Source organism: Hymenobacter sp. 5516J-16, assembly GCF_022919335.1.
Lineage (GTDB): Bacteria > Bacteroidota > Bacteroidia > Cytophagales > Hymenobacteraceae > Hymenobacter > Hymenobacter sublimis.
The window spans coordinates 4,119,705-4,138,842 of sequence record NZ_CP095058.1 but is presented as its reverse complement, the minus strand read 5'-3'; the positions used below and the strand labels follow the sequence as shown (position 1 = coordinate 4,138,842).

Here is a 19,138-nt window from a genome sequence, read left to right as displayed (position 1 = left end):
TCACCGCCAGAATTCCTCTCGTCATGTCTTCCTCTTCCATTACCCTACCCATCGGCTTTGATGAAGCCACGCTGCAGCAGCTGACGGCGGGTCTTACGGACCGCCAACTGCTCTGGCTGAGCGGCTACCTCTACGGTCGGGTGGGCGCCGATACGGATGCCGCCGTCAGCGCCCCAGCTACGGCCGCCGCGCCCGTTACAGCAGCGACGCCGGCGGCTCCCAGCCTCACCATTCTCTACGGCTCCCAGACCGGCAACAGCAAGAAAGCGGCTGGTATTGTGGCCGAAGCGGCCCGGCAGCGCGGCTTGGTGGCCTCGGTGCGCGACATGAACGACTACCCCACCAAGGACCTCAAAACCGAGCAGCAACTGCTGGTGGTGGTCAGCACTCAGGGGGAAGGCGACCCACCCATTGCCGCCGAGGAACTGCACCAGTTCTTGCTCAGCAACCGCGCCCCCAAGCTGCCGGAGCTGCACTTCGCGGTGCTGGCCCTCGGGATAAAAGCTACCTGCAGTTCTGCCAGACGGGTTTTGAGTTCGATCAGCGCCTGGCCGAGCTGGGCGCCAAACGCCTCCTAGAGCGGGTGGACTGCGACGTAGAATTCGAAGCCGAAGCCCGCCGCTGGGCCGAGCAGGTGCTGGGCCTACTTGCCAAACCGGCGCCGGAGGTAGTAGTTCCAGTAACGGCCAATGCGCAGGTAAAGCCCGTTGCCCTTCAGGCTCTGGTAGGCGGCGCGGAAGTGGAATTGGAGGAGCCAGTAGAGTACACCAGTCGCAACCCCTTCGAGGCTGAGTTGCTGGAAAAGATTCAGCTCAATGGCCGCGGCTCTACCAAGGAAACCTACCACCTGGAGTTTTCCCTGGTGGGCTCGGGCATTGCGTATGAGGCCGGTGACGCCCTAATGGTGCAGCCCCACAACCGCCCCGGCTTGGTGCAGGAGGTGCTGGATGCCGCCCGCCTGGACGCTACCGCCCCCGTGCGCCTGGAAAGCTCTGAACTGGACCTGACCACCGTCCTGACGGAGCGCCTCGAACTTTCCGTCGTGACCCGCGACGTGCTGGAACGCTACGCAGCCCTGGCCCGCACTATCCTAAGCTGCGTGAAATTCTGGCCGACAAAGCCCAGCTGCCCGCCTACCTCTACGGCCGCGATGTGGCCGATTTGCTTCAGGAGTTTCCGGTGGAGCTGTCGGGGCAGCAGCTGGCGGCGGTGCTGCGGCCCCTGCCGGCCCGGGCGTACTCTATTGCTTCTTCTCTGCTGGCTCACCCCGAGGAGGTACACCTGACCGTGGGCGCCGTGCGCTACCAGAGCAACGGCCGCCACAAGCACGGCGCCTGCTCCAGTTTCCAAGCCGACCACCTGCTTATCGGCGACACGGCCCGGGTGTGGGTGGACCGCAACGAGTACTTCAAGCTACCCCAGGACCCCAGCACCAACATTATCATGGTGGGTGCGGGCACCGGCATTGCGCCGTTCCGGGCGTTTGTGGAGGAGCGGGCCGAAACGGGGGCTTCGGGCCAGAACTGGTTGGTGTTCGGCAACCCCCACTTCACCACCGACTTCCTCTACCAAACCGAGTGGCAGCAGCACCTCAAGCGCGGCACGCTCAGCCGCCTCGACGTAGCCTTCTCCCGCGACCAGGAAGCAAAAGTCTACATCCAGCACCGCCTACTGGAGCAGAGCCGCCGCCTCTATCATGAACTAGAAAACGGCGCCAGCTTCTACGTCTGCGGCGACAAAAACCGCATGGCCGCCGACGTGCAACGTGCCCTACTCACCGCCATCAGTCAGGAAAGCGGCCAGGACGAAGCCTACGCCGCCGACTACCTCAAGCAACTCCGCAAGTCCCGCCGCTACCTAGAGGACGTGTATTAGCAAACCCCACCCCAACCCCTCCCCGGTGGGGAGGGGCTTAGGTTAGCATTACAACGATTTTGTTCACGGTCGTTAGCTGACATTGCCACAGTAACCTAAGCCCCTCCCCACCGGGAGGGGTTGGGGTGGGGTCCACCCAGCAGCACAACAAAGCGGTAGAGATGCTTCGACTTTGGCTACGCACCCTGGCTTGATGCGCCACATGCTCAGTATGACGGCCTGACAACACCTCTTATCAGCTAACATTCCTCTTCCTCACTACTCCGATGATGCGCCTTCTGCCAAGACGATGTTGTTGTAGCCGGTAATTGCTGCCGCCTGGCCTGATGCGAGCAGTTCCTCTGTTTGACCTAGCTGTGGCATTGCAAATTTCCTAGCTGCCAAGCGCGCTAAGGTCAGCCCTACCCTTCTTCCTTCCAGAATCTTATCAGATTAGTGATGAAGCACGTATACGCTTCCCTCCTGCTACCGGCCGTATTCCTCGCCAGTACTACCTCCCTTCACGCCCAGGAGGCTTTGATTTCCATTAGCGGGACCGTTCGGGAGAAAGGTACCCAGCAGCCGCTGCCGGGCGTGAGCATCAGCGTGAAGGGCGGCTCGGCCGGCACGCTCAGCGACGGCGACGGGCAGTTTGCGCTTAAGGCCAAGCTGCGGTTCCCGTTTACGCTGGTGTTCAACATTCTGGGTTATGAGGCCCGGGAGCTGGAAATTGCCAGCGGCAGCCAGCCCATTGCCATGCAGCTGGAGTCGAAGGCAGTGGCTATGAACGAGGTGGTCGTGTCGGCGTCGCGGGTGGAGGAGAGCCGGCTGACCTCGCCGGTGGCCATTGAGAAGCTGGATATTCGGGCCATCAAGGAAACGCCCGCGCCGAGCTTTTATGACGCGCTGGAAAACGTGAAGGGCGTGCAGATGACTACCTCCTCGCTGACCTTCAAGGTGCCCAACACCCGCGGCTTTAACATCCCCAACAACTTCCGCTTTATGCAGCTGGTGGATGGGGTGGATATGCAGGCGGCTACCCTCGGCGTGCCCCTGGGCAACGCCATCGGGCCCACGGAGCTGGATATTGCCAGCGTGGAAATCACGCCCGGCGCGGCCTCGGCATTGTACGGCATGAACGCCATCAACGGCATGGCCAACCTCAGCACCAAAAGCCCCTTCGCCTACCAGGGCCTGAGCGTGTACCAGAAGGTAGGCGTCAACCACGTGGATGGCAAAGACCGGGACCCGAGCGTGCTCACGGAAACGGCCGTGCGCTGGGCCCAGGCCTTGGGCGGCGCGCAGCGCTGGGCCTACAAAGTGAATCTGAGCTATTTGCGCGGCACCGATTGGCTTTCTAACACCCAGAACGACCAAAACCCCCAGAACCTGTCCTCCGCCAATCCGCGCTTCCCGGAGCTGAGCGGGGCCAACAACCCGGCCGCCGACCTTTGGAACCGCTACGGCGACGATAACGCGGGCAACGTGAGCATCACCATCCCCTACCAGGGCCGCAACGAAACCTTTAATATCCGCCGCACCGGCTACTACGAGCGGGATTTGGTGAATCCCATCGTGCGCAATATCAAGGCCGATGCCAGTCTGCACTACAAGCTCACCGACAAAATGGAGCTGAGCTACGGCTACCGGTTTGGGCTCATGGATGGCGTATTTCAGCGCGGCAACAAGATTCAGCTGGATGGCGTGACGGTGCAAAACCACAAGCTGGAGCTGCGCGGCCAGGATTTCACGGCCCGCGCCTATATGCTGGTAGAAAACACCGGCGACTCCTACAACCTCAACCCGCTGGCCCTGAATCTGGACCTGCAAAACGGCTCCAACGCGGCCTGGGGCGCCAAGTTCCGCACGGAATTGCAGAGCCAGCTGGGCGCCGGCGCACCCCTGGCCGCGGCCATGCGCCAAGCCCGCACCGTGGCCGATGCCGGCCGCGCCGTGCCCGGCACGCCGGATTTCAATGCCCTTAAGAATCAGATTACCAGCACCAACAACTGGGACAGCGGCGTGAACGTGCCCGGCGCGCCCATTCCCGGCGGGGCCGCCCTTACCCAGCGCAGCCGTACCTACCACACCGATGTGCTCTGGAACCTGGGCGAGCGGGTGAAGTTCCTGGATGTGGTGGTGGGCGCCGACGCCCGCCTGTACGAGGTCATCCCCGACGGTAACAACTTCGTGGATTTCAGCCGCCCCCTCTCGGAGCGCACCCAGCCCGGCGGCAGCAACCAGTATTACAAGAAAGTGGGCGGCTTCGGGCAAGCTACCAAGCTGTTGCTCCAGGACCGCCTGAAGCTCACCGCCTCCCTCCGCCTCGATTACAACCCCGAGTTCGACCCCAAGCTGAACCCGCGCCTGGCGGCCGTGTACACGCTAGCAGCCCGGCACAACTTCCGGGCGTCCTACCAGAACGGCTGGCGCTTCCCCTCGCTGTTTGAGGCGTTGTCTTTCGTGAACAATGGCAACGTGCGCCGGGTGGGGGCCTTGCCCGCGTGAATGAAGGCCTCAACTACCTCGACAACTCCTACACGCTCACCTCAATTTCTACCTTCAACGCCGCCGTGAATGCCTACGTGGCGGCCAACTCCGGCACCACGGCTTCGCAGGCGGCCCTGCGCCCCGAAATCCGGAGTCTGCTGCAAGTCGGTAACCTACCCACCGAGCAGCCCGAGCAGATTAACGCCTACGAGGTGGGCTACCGTAGTGTGCTGCTGGACAACCGCTTGTCCATCGACGCCGATGCGTATTACAACATCTACTCCGGTTTCCTGGGCCAAGTGGAAGTAAGCGTGCCCAAAAATACCAGTGGTCAGCAGGTGACGGTAGGTTCCGATGACGCCGTACTGGCCGCTTTGGCCACCAACCGCGCCGCCCGCCAGGACCGGTACCGCGTGTACACCAACGCCCGCAACAACTACCACAGCTACGGCTCCACCCTGGGCCTGACCTACAACTTCTACCAGAAGTTCACGGTGGGCGGCAACGTTAACTACAACGCCCTGTCTGACAACGAGGACGCCGACATCTTCGTGACCGGCTTCAACACCCCGCACTGGGTAACGAACGTGAACTTCGGCAACCGCGAAATCGTGCGCAATGTGGGCTTCAACGTGGTGTGGCGCCGCCAGAGCACGTTCACTTGGGAAAGCCCCCTGGCCAACGGCCGGGTGCCCGCCTACCAAACCGTGGACGCCCAAGTGAACGTGCGCCTGCCCAGCCTGAAATCCACTATCAAAGTGGGCGGCGCCAACCTCTTCAATAACCGCTACTTCCAGTACGCCGCCGGCCCTACCATCGGTGGGCTGTACTACGTGGCCCTCACCTTTGATAACACCGTGCTGCGGTAGCCCCCTCACTCCAGCCTCTCCCCGTTGCCCCCTCTCCCGCAGGGAGGAGGAACTAGCTCTAAAAACTTTTAGAAAGCTAAGACTAGAGCCCCTCTCCTTTTCCGGAGAGGGGTTGGGGTGAGGCGACTATAACTAGCTATGAAACACCTCCTACCTCTCCTGTGCTTCCTCCTGCTGCTGACCTCGCCCCTACGAGCTCAGAAGCAGTACGTGCGCGAGCAGCAAACCTGGGTCGGTGTGTTCAACCAGACCCGCTTTTCGCCGCGCTGGGGCACCTGGACCGACCTGCAACTGCGCCTGCACGACCACTACGTGCGTGACCTCGCCCAGGGCCTGACGCGGGTGGGCCTGACCTACTACCTCACCGATGATGTGCGCCTGACGGCCGGCTACGCCTACGTGCACCACTTTCCCGAAGGCACCCGCACCATCAGCCAGGCGGAGCACCGGCCCTGGCAGCAGGTGCAGTGGTTTACCAAGTTTCCGCAGGCCCGCCTGATGCAGTGGGTACGGCTGGATGAGCGGTTCCGGCGCACCATTCAGAATAATGAGCGCACCGATGATTTCAACTTCAACTACCGCGCCCGCTACAACGCGGCGCTGTTTCTGCCCCTCACCAACAAGGGCTTTACGCCCGGCGGGCTGCAGTTTCTGCTCAACAACGAAGTGATGATGAATTTCGGCCAGGAGATTCGCCTCAATTACTTCGACCAGAACCGGCTGTTTGCCGGCCTGGTGTACCAACTGAACCCGCACGCCCAGCTGCACGGGGGCTACATGCACCTGTTTCAGCAGCTGCCCGCTGGTAGCACCTACCGCAATCAGCACACCATTCGGGTGTTTTACTTCCACAACTTCGACCTGCGGCCTACCCCGCCGCCGGCACCGACTACCCCAACTTCTGCCCCGTAACCTCATGGCTGATACTCCCAAACTTTCCGAAGTCGAGCACGTCAAGCAGGCCAGCAACTACCTACGCGGCACCCTGGCCGAAAGCCTGGTGAACCCCATTACTGGCGCCCTCTACCCCGACGATACCCACCTCATCAAATTCCACGGCTCCTACCAGCAAACCGACCGGGACCTGGACTCGGAGCGAAAACGCCAGAAGCTGGAGCCCCTGTACTCGCTCATGATTCGGGTGCGGGTGCCGGGTGGCATTGCGACCCCAGCCCAGTGGACGCGCATGGACGAGCTGGCCGACCACTACGGCAACGGCACGCTCAAGCTCACTACCCGCCAGGCCTTCCAGCTGCACGGCGTACTCAAGCGCAACCTCAAGAAAACCATCCAGGGCTTCAATGATGCCTTGCTAGACAGCATTGCCGGCTGCGGCGACGTGAACCGCAACGTGATGTGTAACCCCAACCCGCACGAAAGCCAGGTGCACGCGGCAGTGTACGAGGTGTCGAAGCAGATTAGCACTCACCTTACCCCGCGCACCTCAGCTTACTGGGAGCTGTGGCTGAATGGCGAATCCAAGTTCAGCAGCGTGCCGAATGAGGGTGAAGAAGACGCCGAGCCGATTTACGGCCGAACCTACCTGCCTCGCAAGTTCAAAATTGCCCTGGCCATTCCGCCCCAAAACGACACCGACATCTTCGCTAACGACCTGGGCCTGATTGCCATCGAGGAAAAAGGTCAGCTCGTAGGCTTTAACGTGGCCGTGGGCGGCGGCATGGGCATGACCTTCGGCATGCCCGAAACCTACCCCCGCCTGGCCAGCCTCATCGGGTTTGTGCCTGCTGATAAGGTAGTAGACGTGTGCGAGAAGATAGTCACCATTCAGCGCGACTGGGGCAACCGCGAAAACCGCAAGTTCAGCCGCCTCAAATACACCCTGGACCGTGTGGGCCTCGACGTGTTCAAGACCGAGCTCGATCAGCGCCTGGGCTTTGCCTTGGAACCAGTGCGCGCCTACCAGTTCAAAAGCTCCGGCGACGCCTTCGGCTGGAGCCAGAGCCCCGATGGTGCCCACCACCTGACCCTGTTCGTGGAAGGCGGCCGCGTAGCCGACCGGCCCGGCCACCAGCTCAAAACCGCCCTGCGCGAAATTGCCGCCTTCCACCGCGGCGACTTCCGCCTGACCGGCAACCAGAACCTAGTGCTGGCCAACGTGGCGCCCGAAGACCGCCTGACCATTGAAACCATTCTGGCTCAGCATGGCGTGGCCGTGGCCACGTCCTCGGGCCTGCGGCGCGGCGCGCTGGCCTGCGTGGCCCTGAACACGTGCTCTTTGGCTTTTGCCGAAGCGGAACGCTACATTCCGCAACTTATTGATAGATTGGAGCCTATCCTGGCTTCTCACAACCTCACCCACGACGACATTCTGATTCGGATGACGGGCTGCCCCAACGGCTGCGCCCGGCCCTACCTGGGGGAAATCGGGTTGGTGGGCCGCGCGGTGGGGCGCTACAACCTCTACCTCGGCGCCGCTTTCAACGGGGAGCGGATGAACAAGCTCTACAAGGAAATGTTGGACGAGGACGGCATTGTGGCCGAACTCACCCCGCTTTTCGCCGATTACGCCCAGAACCGCCAGCCCCAGGAGCACTTCGGTGACTTCATGATCCGGCGGGGCTACGTGCAGGCCACCACCAGCGGCCTGAATTTTCATGAGTAGGAACCTGCTCGTCAGGTGACCACCTGAACGTCATTCCGCGCTTGCCGAGGCATCTTGCTCACTAGTAATCAGATTAGTTTGGCGACGTCAGCACGCGAGATTCCTCGACAAGCGCGGAATGACGTTCGACTTATTCCATACTGCCCCCTGCCTCCTCTCCAACCAACACCAACCAATGCCTCTTTCTAACGAACTTCTTCCCCAGCCGGAACCGCCGCCGCACACGAGCAACCGGCTGTTTCCCGTCTTTCTGAAGCTCGAGCAGCTGCACGTACTACTGGTGGGCGGGGGCTACGTCGGGCATGAAAAACTCGCGGCCTTGCTCTCGAACAGTCCGGCGGCCGCGGTAACGGTGGTGGCTACCTGGTTTTCGCCGGAGCTAAAAGCCCTGGCCGCCCGCCACCCGCTGGTGCAGTTGCGGGAGCAGCCCTACCACACCACTGACCTTGTCGGCCACGACTTGGTGATTGTAGCTACCAACGACAAAGCCCTGAACCTCAGTATCAAGGCCGATGCTACCCGCCAGCGCCTGCTTTGCAACGTGGCCGATACACCCGTGGCCTGCGACTTCTACCTGGGCTCCATCGTGCAGAAAGGCGACCTGAAAATTGCCATCAGCACCAACGGTAAGTCGCCGACCATTGCCAAGCGTCTGCGCGAAATGCTCACCCAAGCCCTTCCCGATGAGCTGCACGACGTGCTCCAGCGCATGTCCATCATCCGGGACAAGGTTGGCGGCGACTTCGCCCACAAAGTGAAGTCCCTGAACGCCGTTACGGCCGAGCTGACGGGTGGGCCAGCCTACGAGTCGCCGGCGGCGGCGCGCTGGCGGCGCATTGCTACCACGGCGCTGCTGGCGTTTGCGGCCATGCTGGTGTTCAACATTCTCTCCTACTACTTCACTTGGCAGCAGGTGTGGGGCGCCGCTACCCACTCGAACACGTTCTGGCTGTTCGTGGTCATTGGGTTCGGCGCCCAGCTGATTGACGGGCTGCTGGGCATGGGGTACGGGGTTGTCACGGCCATCAGTCTGATGAGCCTGAATATTTCCCCGGCGGCGGTGAGTGCCAGCATTCATACGGCCGAAATGTTTGCCAGCGGGGCCTCGGGCTACCACCACTACCGCTTCGGCAACGTGAACAAGCGCCTGTTCAAAGTGCTCTTGATTCCGGGCGTGCTAGGAGCCATTACCGGTGCCTACCTGCTCTCGAAATTCGGGGAAACCTATGCGGCCTACGTCAAGCCGTTGCTGGCGGTGTACCTGCTGCTGCTAGGTGTGCGCATCATCTCCAAGGCCTTTTCCCAGCCCGGCCCGCGCCAGAAGCACAAGAAGCTAGGGTTGCTGGCCGCGGCCGGCGGCTTCCTGGATTCGTTTGGCGGCGGTGGCTGGGGCCGCTGGTAACCAGCACACTCATTGCCGGCGGCCGCACCCCACAGTACGTTATCGGCTCGGTCAGCGTCACGGAGTTTTTCGTCACGTTTGCCAGCGCCGTCACGTTTTTCGCTACCCTAGGTATCTCACATTGGCAGATTATTTTGGGCCTAATTGTGGGCGGCGTGGCAGCTTCTCCCCTAGCCGCCCGCCTGGCCGGCCGCATTCCGGTCCGCTGGATGTTCGTGGGCGTGGGCCTGATGGTGATTGTGTGGAGTGTGTGGGCCCTGCGGAAGGTGTTTATGTAGTACCCGGTGTGTATGAAACCACATAAAAAAGCCTCACCGATAAACCGGTGAGGCTTTTTTATGTGGTTGAGAGCCGTATCTACGCAACTTGCCGCCGCGCTTCTTGCCCTAGCTTGCTGTGCCGCTTGCCGTAGCCAAAGTAGATAGCCAGCCCGATGGCCAGCCACACGGCCAGGCGCAACCAGGTTTCCCAGGGCAGGGACACCATCATTACCAAGCAGGTTAGGATGCCCAAGATGGGCACCAGCGGCACCAGCGGCGTGCGGAAGCCGCGGGGGCATTGGGTTCTTTCTTGCGCATGATAAGCACGCCGATGCACACCATCACGAAGGCCAGCAAAGTGCCGATAGACGTCATTTCGCCAACTACCGCAATGGGCACGAATCCAGCGAATAGGGCAATAAACAAGCCCAGCAGCAGCCCCGATTGTAAGGGCGTGCCGAACCGCTCGTGCACGCGCGCAAACACCGGCGGCAGCAGCCCATCCTTGGCCATGGCAAAAAACACGCGAGTCTGGCCCAGCAAATCCACCAGAATTACGGAGGTGTAGCCGATGATGATGGCCAGAATAACGGCCGACGAAAGCCAGGCGTAGGGCGTTTTCTCGATGGCAATGGCTACAGGGGCGGCACTGTTTTTGAACTCGGTGTAGTTAGCCAGGCCCGTGAGTACGTGTCCAAATAGCACAAACAGCACCGTACAAATCAGTAGGGAGCCGATGATGCCGATGGGCATGTTTTTCTGCGGATTCTTGGTTTCCTGGGCCATGGTGGCCACAATGTCAAAGCCGATGAATACGAAGAACACCACGCCCGCCCCGCGCAGAATCCCACTCCAACCAAACTCCCCGAACTCCCCCGTATTCTGCGGAATGTAGGGCTGATAGTTGGCGGGGTCGATGTACTGCCACCCTAAGGCAATAAACACGAGCACCACCGACACTTTTAGCGTAACCACAATGGCGTTAAACCACGCTGAGCCTTTGGTGCCGCGCACTACAATCAGTGTGATAATCAACACAATAAGCATGGCCGGAATATTTACCAGACCATGTACTTCGGTGCCGTTGGCCAACTTGGCCGTCTCGAACGGCGACATCACCAGCTGCGGGGCAGGTGAATGTTGTACTTGCTTAGAAACTTCAGCAGATACTGCGACCAGCTAATGGACACGGCCGCCGCCCCCACAGAGTATTCCAGAATCAAGTCCCACCCGATAATCCAGGCAAACAGCTCGCCCATGGTAGCGTAGGCGTAGGTGTAGGCCGAGCCAGCCACGGGCACCATGGCGGCAAACTCAGCGTAGCACAGGGCTGAGAAGGCGCACCCCACGGCGGCTACCACAAACGAGAGCGTCACGGCCGGACCGGCATTGTTGGCGGCAGCAATGCCGGTCAGCGAAAACAGGCCCGCGCCGATAATTACCCCAATGCCAATGGCAATCAGGCTGAAGCCGCCCAGACTTCGTTTTAGGGTGTGGGCGCCGGTTTCGGCCGCCTCCTGCCGTAGCAGTTCCAATGATTTTTTGAGCATAAAAAGCAAGCGCCAACTTCCTGGTTGGCTGGTAAAAAAGAGTTCGGTTGTAGGACTACTCCAGGTGCCGACGGAAGGCATTGCGCACTAAGTCCGCTTGGTTATTAAACTAGGCTGTGGCGGTGCGCAAAAAATGCAAGCCAACAATTAAGCGGCTCTTAGACCGAAGCCACACCCCCAGAGAAAAACCACGGGCAACCTCACTACTACCTGTTTAGGCCAAGTAGCCATGCCGGTTACGCGGGTAGGCGACTTAACTTCAGCAGCAACAACACCCGCTGCCACACCACCGCTGCTCTCGGGCAGACGCGCGGAAGCGAGCAGTAAAAACTACGAAACGGGCACGACGGCAGGGGCAAAAGTCCACGGCTTGTTGTTTTTATATGGTCAGGAATTGGCACCGTTCCAGCAGTTGCGGATGGTTGCCGACGCGTCAGTGAGCCTGTCTCTCAGCGCCTCTGTATAAAAACAATCCTTTGGGCTAGAAAGAATTGATGGGGCAAAGGTAGAACCGGAATGCGGGTCCTGCAAACGAGAAGCTCAACGCCCGGTTTACCCTACCTACCGGCCTGGCTCAGGACCCAGGCAATAGATAAAACAACTATCTCTCTTACCTACTAACTACTTGACCGCAAGCACCTTATACGCAACGATGTATTTTCTTGGGCAAGGTTTAACCTAAAAATTTAAATTTTTTCAGAACCTGTTAAGCTCCCCTTCTGGTCAAAGTTGGCATCTGAGTTGCCTACTGACGTAGCAGAAGCACAAAAGCCTGTTCCGGACCACGGCCTGCTTCTTTCACTGAATTTAACCTATCCAACATAGCCATGAAAAAGCTCCTCGTTCTCTTCGCCGCTTTCTCCTTTTCCGTTGCCGCCGCCTCGGCCCAGACTACGCCCGTAAAAGCGGCCCACGGCCAGCACCACAAGGGCGCCAAAGCCAACAAAACGCCCGAGCAGCGCGCCGAGCAAAAAGCCAAGAGCCTAAGCCAGAAGCTCGGCCTCACGGCGGCCCAAACCGAGCAGGTGCGTCAGCTGCACTTAGCCCGCTTCCAGGAAATGCGGGCCCAGCGCACCCAAACGGCCTCGGCCGCCGATAAGCAGCAGCGCCACCAGGCCATGAAAGCCAGCAAGGATCGGTACGAAGCCCAGCTCAAGCAGATTTTGAGCGCCGAGCAGTACACTAAGTATGCGCAGCTACAGGCACAAAAGCAGGCCAAGCACAAAGGCCAGCACGAGCAGCGCAAAGCCAAAAGCTAAACCTGTTGTTCCCTAAAAAAAGCCCCGTTTCCTTGCAGGAGATGGGGCTTTTCTGTTGGTGTAGCATCCGCGTGTACTGGCTTTAGGCTGAGTGGGGCCAGCATTCATTGAGCTGTTCAGGTCACGGGAACAGGGGTAGCGGGGGTAGCTTCGTTGGCGGCGTGTAGCCACCGCAGGCGGTAGCAGTTCATGGCCGTATCACCGAGCTGCTCTAGCAGGCGGTAGTTGGCCACGGCGCCCACGGCGGCCCCAATGACGGGCACCAGTTGGGCCATCTTGGCTAAGTCGATGTAGTCGCGGTACTCCTGTTGGAAGGTGCGCCAGTCGAACTCGTGCACGTCGGTGGGCAGGGTGTGGCGGTAAGCGTCCCAGTTGGCCACGCGCTGGTACACGTCGTTGCGAGTGTGCTGGCTGCTGAACGCCAGTTGAAAGATGTGAAGCAAAAACAGGCGCTCAGTATAGTCGCGCACATCGTAGCCATACAGCGCCGCTACGTCGAACAGAAATTTTAGCTTCAGGCCCAGCAGCAGCGGAAAGTCGGCCAGCCCGAGCAGGAAGCCACCGGCCCCGGTCACGGCGCCCTCGGCGGCAGCCGTGTTGCGGTAGTAGCGCAGGGTGCTGCGCACGGCCGCCTCCCGCTCGGCCAGCGTGGCTGTTGCCTCCGGGCGGCGGGTGGTGTGCGTGGAGCCGAAGAGCACCCCGCGCACCGTTTGCTTAATGGCCGTCGTAATGGCCGCGTGCACCTTCTCCGGTAGCAAGGCATTGAGCCGAGCCTGGGCCCGCCGCGTCAGGCGGCCTAGCAAGGTAGGCTTCTGCTGCATGCGGCGCTGCCAGGCGCGCAGTTCCGTAAGCGCCGGTTCTTCTAGTGCAGCCATACGAAAAGGTGCTTCCGCCACGTACACAAGGTTAGTCTACGGCTTGCCTTGAAGATACAGAATCTCCCGGTTCATAAAGATGGTATCGGGGCCAGGATAACGCTCATTATAATCAAGCTCAACCTTGTACATCCACTCGTGGGCCTTTATTTCGCCTGATTTAACATTCTTCGCAGTTGGGGTGAACCGCACGATGCCGGTGTCGCCAACCATTACTGCCGTGTCGTAGGCGGGGCTTTCTAGGGAAGGACGGTACGTGATGCGGATTGTACGCGGCTTGCTTTCAGCCGGAGCAATGGCAGCCAGCACCCGCGGGTCCACATAGACCCGGGTGGAAAATTCCTGCCCCGTAAGCACGGTGTCACGGCCGCGGGAGCTGACGGCGCTGGCCGTTGGCGGCGGTGGTGGGGTAGCCTGAGCCTGCACGGCCCGTTTTTCAGAATCGGCGGAGCAGCCGGCCAGGAGCAAAGCGCAACCTAGCGCGAGAAATAGGTAGTTCATGGATGGTGCTTAATCAGAGGCTGAGGGCTGACGCAAGCTATAGATGCGCTCAATTATTTCGACCACCTTCAGGCCTTCCAGGGCATTAGTGGTGGCACAGCTGCGGTTTTGAATGGTGTCGACTACGTTTTCAATTACCTGCACGTGGTTGGCCGCGCTACCCTGATAAGAGCCGTAGTTGTTCGCGGGGTTGGTGGGGGTAGCGGAGGCAGTTGGTAGTCGCGCAGGTGGCAGTAGTCCACTTTGTCGAGGTATTGGCCGCCGAGGCGGAGGCTGCCGTGCTCGGCGACTACCGTCAGGGAGCTTTCCAGGTTTCGGTCCCAGACGGCCGTGCTGTACTGGAGCGTGCCGCTACCCCCGCGCACGAGGTCGAAGGTTACCAGGCCGCTATCCTCGAACTCCGTGAGGTTCTGGTGGTTGAAGTCGCGGAAGCGGGCCGAGATATTGGTAATGTCGCCAAATACCCAGTACAGCAAGTCAACGAAATGACTGAACTGAGTAAACAGCGTGCCTCCATCCTGAGCTTGGGTGCCGCGCCAGCCGCCGGGGCGGTAATAGCGGGCGTCACGGTTCCAAAAGCAATTGAGCTGCACCAGATACACCTGTCCCAATTTACCTGCCCCGTAGAGTTGCTTGAGCCAGGCAGCCGGCGGCGAATAGCGGTTTTGCATCACCCCAAACACCAGTCGGTTCATTTGTGCCGCTGCGTGCACAATGGCCTCTGCATCTACTTTGCACAAGGCCATGGGTTTCTCAACGACGACGTGCAGCCCTGCTCGCAAACCGGCTATAGCTTGAGGCGCATGCTGGTAATTTGGTGTAGCTATAGTTAATACATCAGCGTCAGAACCGCCCCTAAAGTATTCATCCAGAGTAGAGTACAGCGGCACGCCGGGAAATTCAGTGGCTAATGCCGGAGCCAACGCCGGGTCTGTATCGACTAAGGCCACGAGGGTAGCGCCTGGATGGCGGGCCACCAATGCCGCGTGCCGGCGGCCAATGTGGCCCACTCCACAAATAACGAAACGAACAGCAGCACCAGAATCAGCCAAGGCAGAGGAAGTAAACGCGGCGGGAACATCGCCGCCGCAAGCTCCGAAAAAACCACGGCTTATCGATGCAAAAAGCCCGTAGCGCCTACTATGGCACTACGGGCTCCAGGGGTTTCCTTACTGGAAAGCGGGTACAGTGACGTTACAACAGCCGCTTCAGCTCATTGAAGTTATTGTTGCTTACGTTTTTGCCGGTGCAGCCTAGCTGTTGGGCACTGCGCTGAATGCTTTGGATGCGGGAGCCGGGATTGGGGTGAGTACTCAGAAATTCGGGGTGCCCGCCGCACCTTGCTTTTCGGCCTTGATGAAGAAGCCCGCGGCCCCGTCGCAGGAGTAGTAGCGGGTGCCGTTGAGGTAGATAGTGGAGTACTTATCGGCTTCGGTTTCAAAGCTGCGGCTGAATTTAAGCTGGCCCAACCCGGCCGCAATTTGCACCAGCTGGTTGGAGGAGCGGTTACCCAAAATCAGGCCCAGTAATAGGCTAGTGCCGTATTGCTGCTGAAGCTGTTGGGTGCTGTGGCGGCGGTCGGCGTGGGCAATTTCGTGGCCCAGCACCCCGGCCAGCTGGTTTTCATTGTCCAGAAATTTAATCAGTCCCGAAAACACATAAATGTGCCCCCAGGCGTGGCAAAAGCGTTTTGCGTCTGGTCATCCTTGATGATCTGCACGTCCCAGGGAATTGGGTGCGGTACTTCAGGTTGCCGTTGTCGAGGACGCGCTTTACTACCCCATCGAGGAGCTGGTAGGCACGAGGGTTGCGGGAGCGTTCCAGCAGCTGCCCTTGGCGCGGTAAAGCGAGTCGGTTTGCTTGGCCACCTGGGCCCCGAGGGCAATATCCTGGTTGATGGAAAACAGGTTGATGCCCTGGTGGGGTTTGTTGATGGCCGCCGTGGTCAGCCCGGCAACCACGGCCAGGGGAAGAAAAAACTTCAGGAAGGAAGGACGCATAGTACAACGAGGGGAAAATATGACGGAGGTAGTACGAGAAAAAGAAAAAACAGTGCCAGCAAAATACCTACCTGGTTTGAGCCGCTGCTGCCTGCTCTATAAGACGAGTAAAACCGGCCTATGCTTCTGCCCAGTTGCGCACCACTTCTGCCACGTAGGCTACCTGCTCAGGCCGTAGCGTAGGGTGAATGGGCAAGGAGAGCACCGTGCGGCACAACCGCTCGGCCACCGGAAACTGCCCGGCTTGGTAGCCTAGGTACTGGTAGGCGGGCTGGGCATGCACCGGCACCGGATAATACACGGCGCTGGGCACGCCGTGGGCCGCCAAGTGCTGCTGGAGCGCGTCACGCCGGCCGGGCTCGTCGGCCACGGTTATGGTGTATTGATGAAACACGTGCGTACTCCGGGAGTCACGCTCCGGCACCTCTACGCCGGACACCGGGGCCAGCGCCGCATCGTACTGGGCCGCTACCTGCTGGCGGGCGGCGGTCCACTCCGTGAGGTAGCGCAGCTTTACGCTGAGCAGGGCGGCCTGAAGGGTGTCGAGGCGGGAGTTGAGGCCAATCTGCTCGTGGTGGTACTTGCGGCTCTGGCCGTGGTTGGCAAGCTGGCGCAGGGTAGCGGCGCGCCCGGCGTGGCGGGTAAACAAGGCTCCCCCGTCGCCGAAGCCGCCAAGGTTTTTGCTGGGGAAAAAGGAGGTGGTGCCTACCTCCCCTACCGTGCCGGCCCACCATGTTTCGCCGCTGCGAGCTGTAAACTGGGCGCCAATGGCCTGGGCGTTATCCTCAATTAAGGCAACTCCACGTTCATCAGCCATATGGCGAAGTACCTCCAAATCAGCACATTGCCCAAACAGGTGCACAGCTACTACAGCTCCGGTACGGGAAGTTAGGGCGGCGGCAACGGCGGCGGGGTCGAGGTTAAAGGTGCCGGGCAGCACGTCCACCGGCACGGGCCGCAGCCCCAGAACGGCCGCCGCCTCCAGGGTAGCTACGTAAGTGAAAGCGGGCACAATGACCTCGGCTCCGGCCGGCAGCTGCAGGCTCATCAGGGCCAGCTGCAGGGCGTCGGTACCATTGGCGCAGGGTAATACGTGGGTGCCCCCGAGGTAGGTGCTCAGTTCCTGAGCAAATTTGCCCACAGCGGGACCCTGAATAAAGGCCGCTTCCTCCAGGGTACGCGCCACGGCGGCATCCAACTCAGCCCGAAGCGGAGCGTGCTGGGCCACTAGGTCGAGCAGGTGAATGGGAGGATGCGAAACAGGGAGTACCGACACGAACAAAGCACTAAAAAGAGAAGGAAAAGCAGGCTTCAAAGATAGAGGAGCAGCAGAAACTCCAGGGACGGGGCAGGGCGTAACCAGGAAAGTAGCTGTTGCGTTAAGCAACTCACGGGCTACATCGTGGCCTTTCTATATTCTCCCTCTCCCTACCTTCCCTACCTTCCCCATGTTCAGGAAAACCCTCACCGCCAACGCCCTTTCCGCCCTGCTTGTGCTGGGCGGCGGCGCCCTTGCCACCAGTTGCAGCCAGAACCAGCAAAACGAGGCTTCGGCTGATGCCGACCAGGCTTACAACGACTTCAAAACCTTTGTTTCGGAAACGGAAACGAAGACCGAGGCCGTAGCTTCCGAAGCCGAAGCTGACTACGAGCAGGAAACGGCTCAGCTAAAGTCTGACTTTGATGCCAAGGTAGCAGCCGTAGACAAGTACGCGGACCGCTACGACGATGCCCGCCGCCAGGAAATTGAACAGTTGCGCACGCGCTACACCACGGCCTACGACAAGCGCGTAATGGCCTGGAAAAACCGTCCCGGTGTAACCAGCGCCATGTCGGGCTCGGCCAGCACCACCGCCGGCAGCACGAAAATGGGCCAGTATTACAAGCCCACCAACCCGGCTGCCCAACTCACGGCCGCCAACGCGCGCCAGACGTACGAGGCGTTTGTGCGCGACATCCAGGTTAACGAAAACAAGTACGACATCGACGATTGGCGCAACATCAACGCCGAATGGCGGGCCCTCGACGAAGCCTATGACAAGGTAAAGAAAGACATTCCGGCCCGCGACTTAGCCGAGATTCAGAAGGAAAAGCTGAAGTATGCTGCCTTCAAATCCTACGATAAAGCCGAAGCTCGCGTGGCCCAGGGCGCCGACGCCACGGAGCGCGGTGCGGAAAACGTAGCTGCCGAAACGCAGGATGAGCGCTCGGCCGTGGGCCGGGCCGCCAGCAACACGGCTGATGACGTGAAAGAGGCCGGCAAAGACGTAGGTCAAGGTGCCGCGAAAGTGGGCAAGAAAGTAGGAGGTGCCGTGAAGGGCGCCTACAAAGAAGTGAAGTCGGAAGTTAAAAACACCGACAACGACTAGGCTTCTTCTTTCTTTAGTCTTAGCGCCGGTTCTTCTACGGAAGGGTCGGCGCTTTTTTGTGCCATCCGGCTGCCTCCCGGCTGCGAGGGCGCGCTACCGTGCAGCTCACTGAGCAACCAGTACAGCTTCAGCGCATCCAGCTGGCGCAAGCTGGGGCGGCCGGAAAGCAGGTTGCGGCGCACTTGCTCCCGGCGCAGGCTAAACGCAGCCCGCACGGCATGGCTCAGCCCCCAGCGCTGCAAACGAAGTGCTGCCCGCAGCAGCCGAGTATCGGCACCTAAGCCCTCGGCCCGGTAGAGCTGCACCAAGTTGCGTACAGCGTCGTGGCTTTTCTGCAGGAATACTGGAGCAGGCTCCAAACCGTTGTGCAGCACGGGGTTATCCAGGTGCACTACCCTAATGCCCGAATGACGGAGCAGCCACCCAAACTTTGTGTCCTCGTGCCCGTAGCGGGTCAGGCTCTCATCTAGGCCCAGGCGACGAAATACCTCGGCCCGGATCAGTAGGTTGTTGAGGGTAAGCTGCCCGTGGGGCGCCTGCTGGCGCACGGCAGCCGGCCGGGCCTCGCGGCGGCACCCATACAGCCAACGCAGCCGCAGGGCCTCCTCCCGCGGTGGCAAGGCCTCATAGATAGTTCCTCCCGACAGCACCCGCGCCCGGGTGCGGGCCGCTGCGTAACGGGCTAGAAAGTGAGCATCAGGTAGCAAACTATCGTTGTCGAGCAGCAGGAGCCACTCCTGGCGGGCAGCGGCAGCCAGCTGGTTCCGAATGGCCGCCCGGCCCACGTTGTACTCCAACTCGTGGTATTCTACTCCGGGTAGGGCCGCCAGTTCCCGGTTTTTCAGCCGATATATGGAATCAGAACCATCGTCGAGGCAGTGAATATCAACCGGGCCGCGCCAGTTCGGGACCTGGGCCAGCAGGGCGCGCACCAGGGGCCGCACATCGTGGTTGAACACCGGAATAAGCACGGATAGGCCCGTCATGCTGCTGCGAGAAAAAAAGGAAGCAAAATGCCGAAGGCAGCGTAATATCGGGGTTTTCGCGCACTTTCCTGCTAGTGCTGCCCGGCCACTTACCGCTGGC

Annotated in this window: 22 protein-coding genes and 1 riboswitch; of the genes, 11 read left to right on the top strand and 11 right to left on the bottom strand. The window is 60.4% G+C overall.

From position 1 onward, the window contains the following. Positions 1 to 23: 23 nt before the first annotated feature. From MUN84_RS20495 to MUN84_RS23285, 9 genes are all read left to right on the top strand, one after another. Positions 24 to 578 (top strand): flavodoxin domain-containing protein, encoded by a 555-nt coding sequence (locus tag MUN84_RS20495; RefSeq protein ID WP_244695779.1) that lies wholly within the window; start codon positions 24 to 26, stop codon positions 576 to 578. A 5-nt stretch (positions 579 to 583) separates the two neighbouring features. Then, positions 584 to 1,285: a hypothetical protein gene (locus tag MUN84_RS20490; protein WP_244695778.1), complete on the top strand. Its 702-nt coding sequence runs from the start codon at positions 584 to 586 to the stop codon at positions 1,283 to 1,285. Beyond that, on the top strand, positions 1,180 to 1,875 hold the full coding sequence (locus tag MUN84_RS20485) for a hypothetical protein (RefSeq protein WP_317239234.1): 696 nt from the start codon (positions 1,180 to 1,182) through the stop codon (positions 1,873 to 1,875). The genes MUN84_RS20490 and MUN84_RS20485 overlap by 106 nt, the downstream gene beginning before the upstream one ends. A gap of 438 nt (positions 1,876 to 2,313) precedes the next feature. After that, on the top strand, positions 2,314 to 4,362 hold the full coding sequence (locus MUN84_RS20480) for a TonB-dependent receptor (RefSeq protein WP_244695777.1): 2,049 nt from the start codon (positions 2,314 to 2,316) through the stop codon (positions 4,360 to 4,362). Beyond that, positions 4,359 to 5,213, top strand: a complete 855-nt coding sequence (locus tag MUN84_RS20475; protein ID WP_244695776.1) for a TonB-dependent receptor — start codon at positions 4,359 to 4,361, stop codon at positions 5,211 to 5,213. Before MUN84_RS20480 ends, MUN84_RS20475 begins: the two co-directional genes overlap by 4 nt. A 138-nt stretch (positions 5,214 to 5,351) precedes the next feature. Further along, positions 5,352 to 6,125: a DUF2490 domain-containing protein gene (locus MUN84_RS20470; protein ID WP_244695775.1), complete on the top strand. Its 774-nt coding sequence runs from the start codon at positions 5,352 to 5,354 to the stop codon at positions 6,123 to 6,125. A 4-nt stretch (positions 6,126 to 6,129) separates the two neighbouring features. After that, complete coding sequence (locus MUN84_RS20465) at positions 6,130 to 7,836, top strand: NADPH-dependent assimilatory sulfite reductase hemoprotein subunit (protein ID WP_244695774.1); 1,707 nt, start codon at positions 6,130 to 6,132, stop codon at positions 7,834 to 7,836. 175 nt (positions 7,837 to 8,011) lie between these two features. Further along, positions 8,012 to 9,238 carry a TSUP family transporter gene (locus MUN84_RS24230; RefSeq protein ID WP_317239024.1) on the top strand — a complete coding sequence of 409 codons (1,227 nt, stop codon included), beginning with the start codon at positions 8,012 to 8,014 and terminating at the stop codon, positions 9,236 to 9,238. A gap of 155 nt (positions 9,239 to 9,393) precedes the next feature. Continuing rightward, positions 9,394 to 9,516 (top strand): hypothetical protein, encoded by a 123-nt coding sequence (locus tag MUN84_RS23285; RefSeq protein WP_262920589.1) that lies wholly within the window; start codon positions 9,394 to 9,396, stop codon positions 9,514 to 9,516. 79 nt (positions 9,517 to 9,595) lie between these two features. Here the strand turns inward: MUN84_RS23285 and MUN84_RS24225 are convergent, their stop codons facing one another. From MUN84_RS24225 to MUN84_RS24215, 3 genes are read right to left on the bottom strand one after another with little or no spacing between them, the layout of a single operon-like run. Beyond that, positions 9,596 to 9,727 (bottom strand): amino acid permease C-terminal domain-containing protein, encoded by a 132-nt coding sequence (locus tag MUN84_RS24225; protein WP_317239023.1) that lies wholly within the window; start codon positions 9,725 to 9,727, stop codon positions 9,596 to 9,598. A gap of 11 nt (positions 9,728 to 9,738) precedes the next feature. After that, a complete protein-coding gene (locus MUN84_RS24220; RefSeq protein WP_317239233.1) occupies positions 9,739 to 10,614 on the bottom strand; it encodes an APC family permease in 876 nt (291 codons plus the stop codon). Further along, complete coding sequence (locus tag MUN84_RS24215; protein WP_317239022.1) at positions 10,614 to 11,048, bottom strand: amino acid permease; 435 nt, start codon at positions 11,046 to 11,048, stop codon at positions 10,614 to 10,616. Before MUN84_RS24215 ends, MUN84_RS24220 begins: the two co-directional genes overlap by 1 nt. A 376-nt stretch (positions 11,049 to 11,424) precedes the next feature. Beyond that, positions 11,425 to 11,517, bottom strand: a riboswitch (SAM riboswitch). Between the two features lie 358 nt (positions 11,518 to 11,875). Between MUN84_RS24215 and MUN84_RS20445 the strand changes: the two genes are divergently transcribed. Beyond that, on the top strand, positions 11,876 to 12,307 hold the full coding sequence (locus tag MUN84_RS20445) for a DUF4890 domain-containing protein (protein WP_244695773.1): 432 nt from the start codon (positions 11,876 to 11,878) through the stop codon (positions 12,305 to 12,307). Between the two features lie 116 nt (positions 12,308 to 12,423). On the opposite strand, the gene MUN84_RS20440 is transcribed toward MUN84_RS20445, so the two are convergent. The 7 genes from MUN84_RS20440 to MUN84_RS20415 all read right to left on the bottom strand — a co-directional run bounded on the left by MUN84_RS20440 (position 12,424) and on the right by MUN84_RS20415 (position 16,959). Continuing rightward, entirely contained in the window at positions 12,424 to 13,182 is a 759-nt protein-coding gene (locus MUN84_RS20440; protein ID WP_244695772.1) for an EcsC family protein, read from the bottom strand. 36 nt (positions 13,183 to 13,218) lie between these two features. Beyond that, positions 13,219 to 13,683: a hypothetical protein gene (locus tag MUN84_RS20435; protein ID WP_244695771.1), complete on the bottom strand. Its 465-nt coding sequence runs from the start codon at positions 13,681 to 13,683 to the stop codon at positions 13,219 to 13,221. A gap of 9 nt (positions 13,684 to 13,692) precedes the next feature. Continuing rightward, positions 13,693 to 13,827: a hypothetical protein gene (locus MUN84_RS23280; protein WP_262920588.1), complete on the bottom strand. Its 135-nt coding sequence runs from the start codon at positions 13,825 to 13,827 to the stop codon at positions 13,693 to 13,695. After that, complete coding sequence (locus MUN84_RS20430) at positions 13,818 to 14,735, bottom strand: Gfo/Idh/MocA family protein (protein ID WP_244695770.1); 918 nt, start codon at positions 14,733 to 14,735, stop codon at positions 13,818 to 13,820. The genes MUN84_RS23280 and MUN84_RS20430 overlap by 10 nt, the downstream gene beginning before the upstream one ends. Before the next feature lie 261 nt (positions 14,736 to 14,996). Continuing rightward, positions 14,997 to 15,341: a M48 family metalloprotease gene (locus tag MUN84_RS20425; protein ID WP_244695769.1), complete on the bottom strand. Its 345-nt coding sequence runs from the start codon at positions 15,339 to 15,341 to the stop codon at positions 14,997 to 14,999. Positions 15,342 to 15,458: 117 nt separating this feature from the next. Continuing rightward, positions 15,459 to 15,683 (bottom strand): hypothetical protein, encoded by a 225-nt coding sequence (locus MUN84_RS20420; RefSeq protein ID WP_244695768.1) that lies wholly within the window; start codon positions 15,681 to 15,683, stop codon positions 15,459 to 15,461. 118 nt (positions 15,684 to 15,801) lie between these two features. Next, entirely contained in the window at positions 15,802 to 16,959 is a 1,158-nt protein-coding gene (locus MUN84_RS20415) for a DegT/DnrJ/EryC1/StrS family aminotransferase (protein ID WP_244695767.1), read from the bottom strand. Positions 16,960 to 17,131: 172 nt separating this feature from the next. On the opposite strand from MUN84_RS20415, the gene MUN84_RS20410 reads away from it, so the two are divergent. Continuing rightward, positions 17,132 to 18,052, top strand: a complete 921-nt coding sequence (locus MUN84_RS20410; protein WP_244695766.1) for a hypothetical protein — start codon at positions 17,132 to 17,134, stop codon at positions 18,050 to 18,052. Here the strand turns inward: MUN84_RS20410 and MUN84_RS20405 are convergent. Continuing rightward, the gene (locus MUN84_RS20405; RefSeq protein ID WP_244695765.1) at positions 18,049 to 19,038 is read right to left on the bottom strand and encodes a glycosyltransferase family 2 protein; all 990 of its coding nucleotides are present in this window, start codon (positions 19,036 to 19,038) and stop codon (positions 18,049 to 18,051) included. The genes MUN84_RS20410 and MUN84_RS20405 overlap by 4 nt on opposite strands. Between the last annotated feature and the right edge of the window lie 100 nt (positions 19,039 to 19,138).

What these genes read in the sequence shown, in the direction of transcription:
- MUN84_RS20410 (WP_244695766.1), top strand. Translation starts at nt 17,132, where the DNA reads ATGTTCAGGAAAACCCTCACCGCCAACGCCCTTTCCGCCCTGCTTGTG.
- MUN84_RS20445 (WP_244695773.1), top strand. Translation starts at nt 11,876, where the DNA reads ATGAAAAAGCTCCTCGTTCTCTTCGCCGCTTTCTCCTTTTCCGTTGCC.
- MUN84_RS24220 (WP_317239233.1), bottom strand. Translation starts at nt 10,614, where the DNA reads ATGTCGCCGTTCGAGACGGCCAAGTTGGCCAACGGCACCGAAGTACAT.
- MUN84_RS24215 (WP_317239022.1), bottom strand. Translation starts at nt 11,048, where the DNA reads ATGCTCAAAAAATCATTGGAACTGCTACGGCAGGAGGCGGCCGAAACC.
- MUN84_RS20435 (WP_244695771.1), bottom strand. Translation starts at nt 13,683, where the DNA reads ATGAACTACCTATTTCTCGCGCTAGGTTGCGCTTTGCTCCTGGCCGGC.
- MUN84_RS20405 (WP_244695765.1), bottom strand. Translation starts at nt 19,038, where the DNA reads ATGACGGGCCTATCCGTGCTTATTCCGGTGTTCAACCACGATGTGCGG.
- MUN84_RS20420 (WP_244695768.1), bottom strand. Translation starts at nt 15,683, where the DNA reads ATGCGTCCTTCCTTCCTGAAGTTTTTTCTTCCCCTGGCCGTGGTTGCC.
- MUN84_RS20480 (WP_244695777.1), top strand. Translation starts at nt 2,314, where the DNA reads ATGAAGCACGTATACGCTTCCCTCCTGCTACCGGCCGTATTCCTCGCC.
- MUN84_RS20440 (WP_244695772.1), bottom strand. Translation starts at nt 13,182, where the DNA reads ATGGCTGCACTAGAAGAACCGGCGCTTACGGAACTGCGCGCCTGGCAG.
- MUN84_RS20495 (WP_244695779.1), top strand. Translation starts at nt 24, where the DNA reads ATGTCTTCCTCTTCCATTACCCTACCCATCGGCTTTGATGAAGCCACG.
- MUN84_RS24230 (WP_317239024.1), top strand. Translation starts at nt 8,012, where the DNA reads ATGCCTCTTTCTAACGAACTTCTTCCCCAGCCGGAACCGCCGCCGCAC.
- MUN84_RS20470 (WP_244695775.1), top strand. Translation starts at nt 5,352, where the DNA reads ATGAAACACCTCCTACCTCTCCTGTGCTTCCTCCTGCTGCTGACCTCG.
- MUN84_RS20465 (WP_244695774.1), top strand. Translation starts at nt 6,130, where the DNA reads ATGGCTGATACTCCCAAACTTTCCGAAGTCGAGCACGTCAAGCAGGCC.
- MUN84_RS24225 (WP_317239023.1), bottom strand. Translation starts at nt 9,727, where the DNA reads ATGATGGTGTCCCTGCCCTGGGAAACCTGGTTGCGCCTGGCCGTGTGG.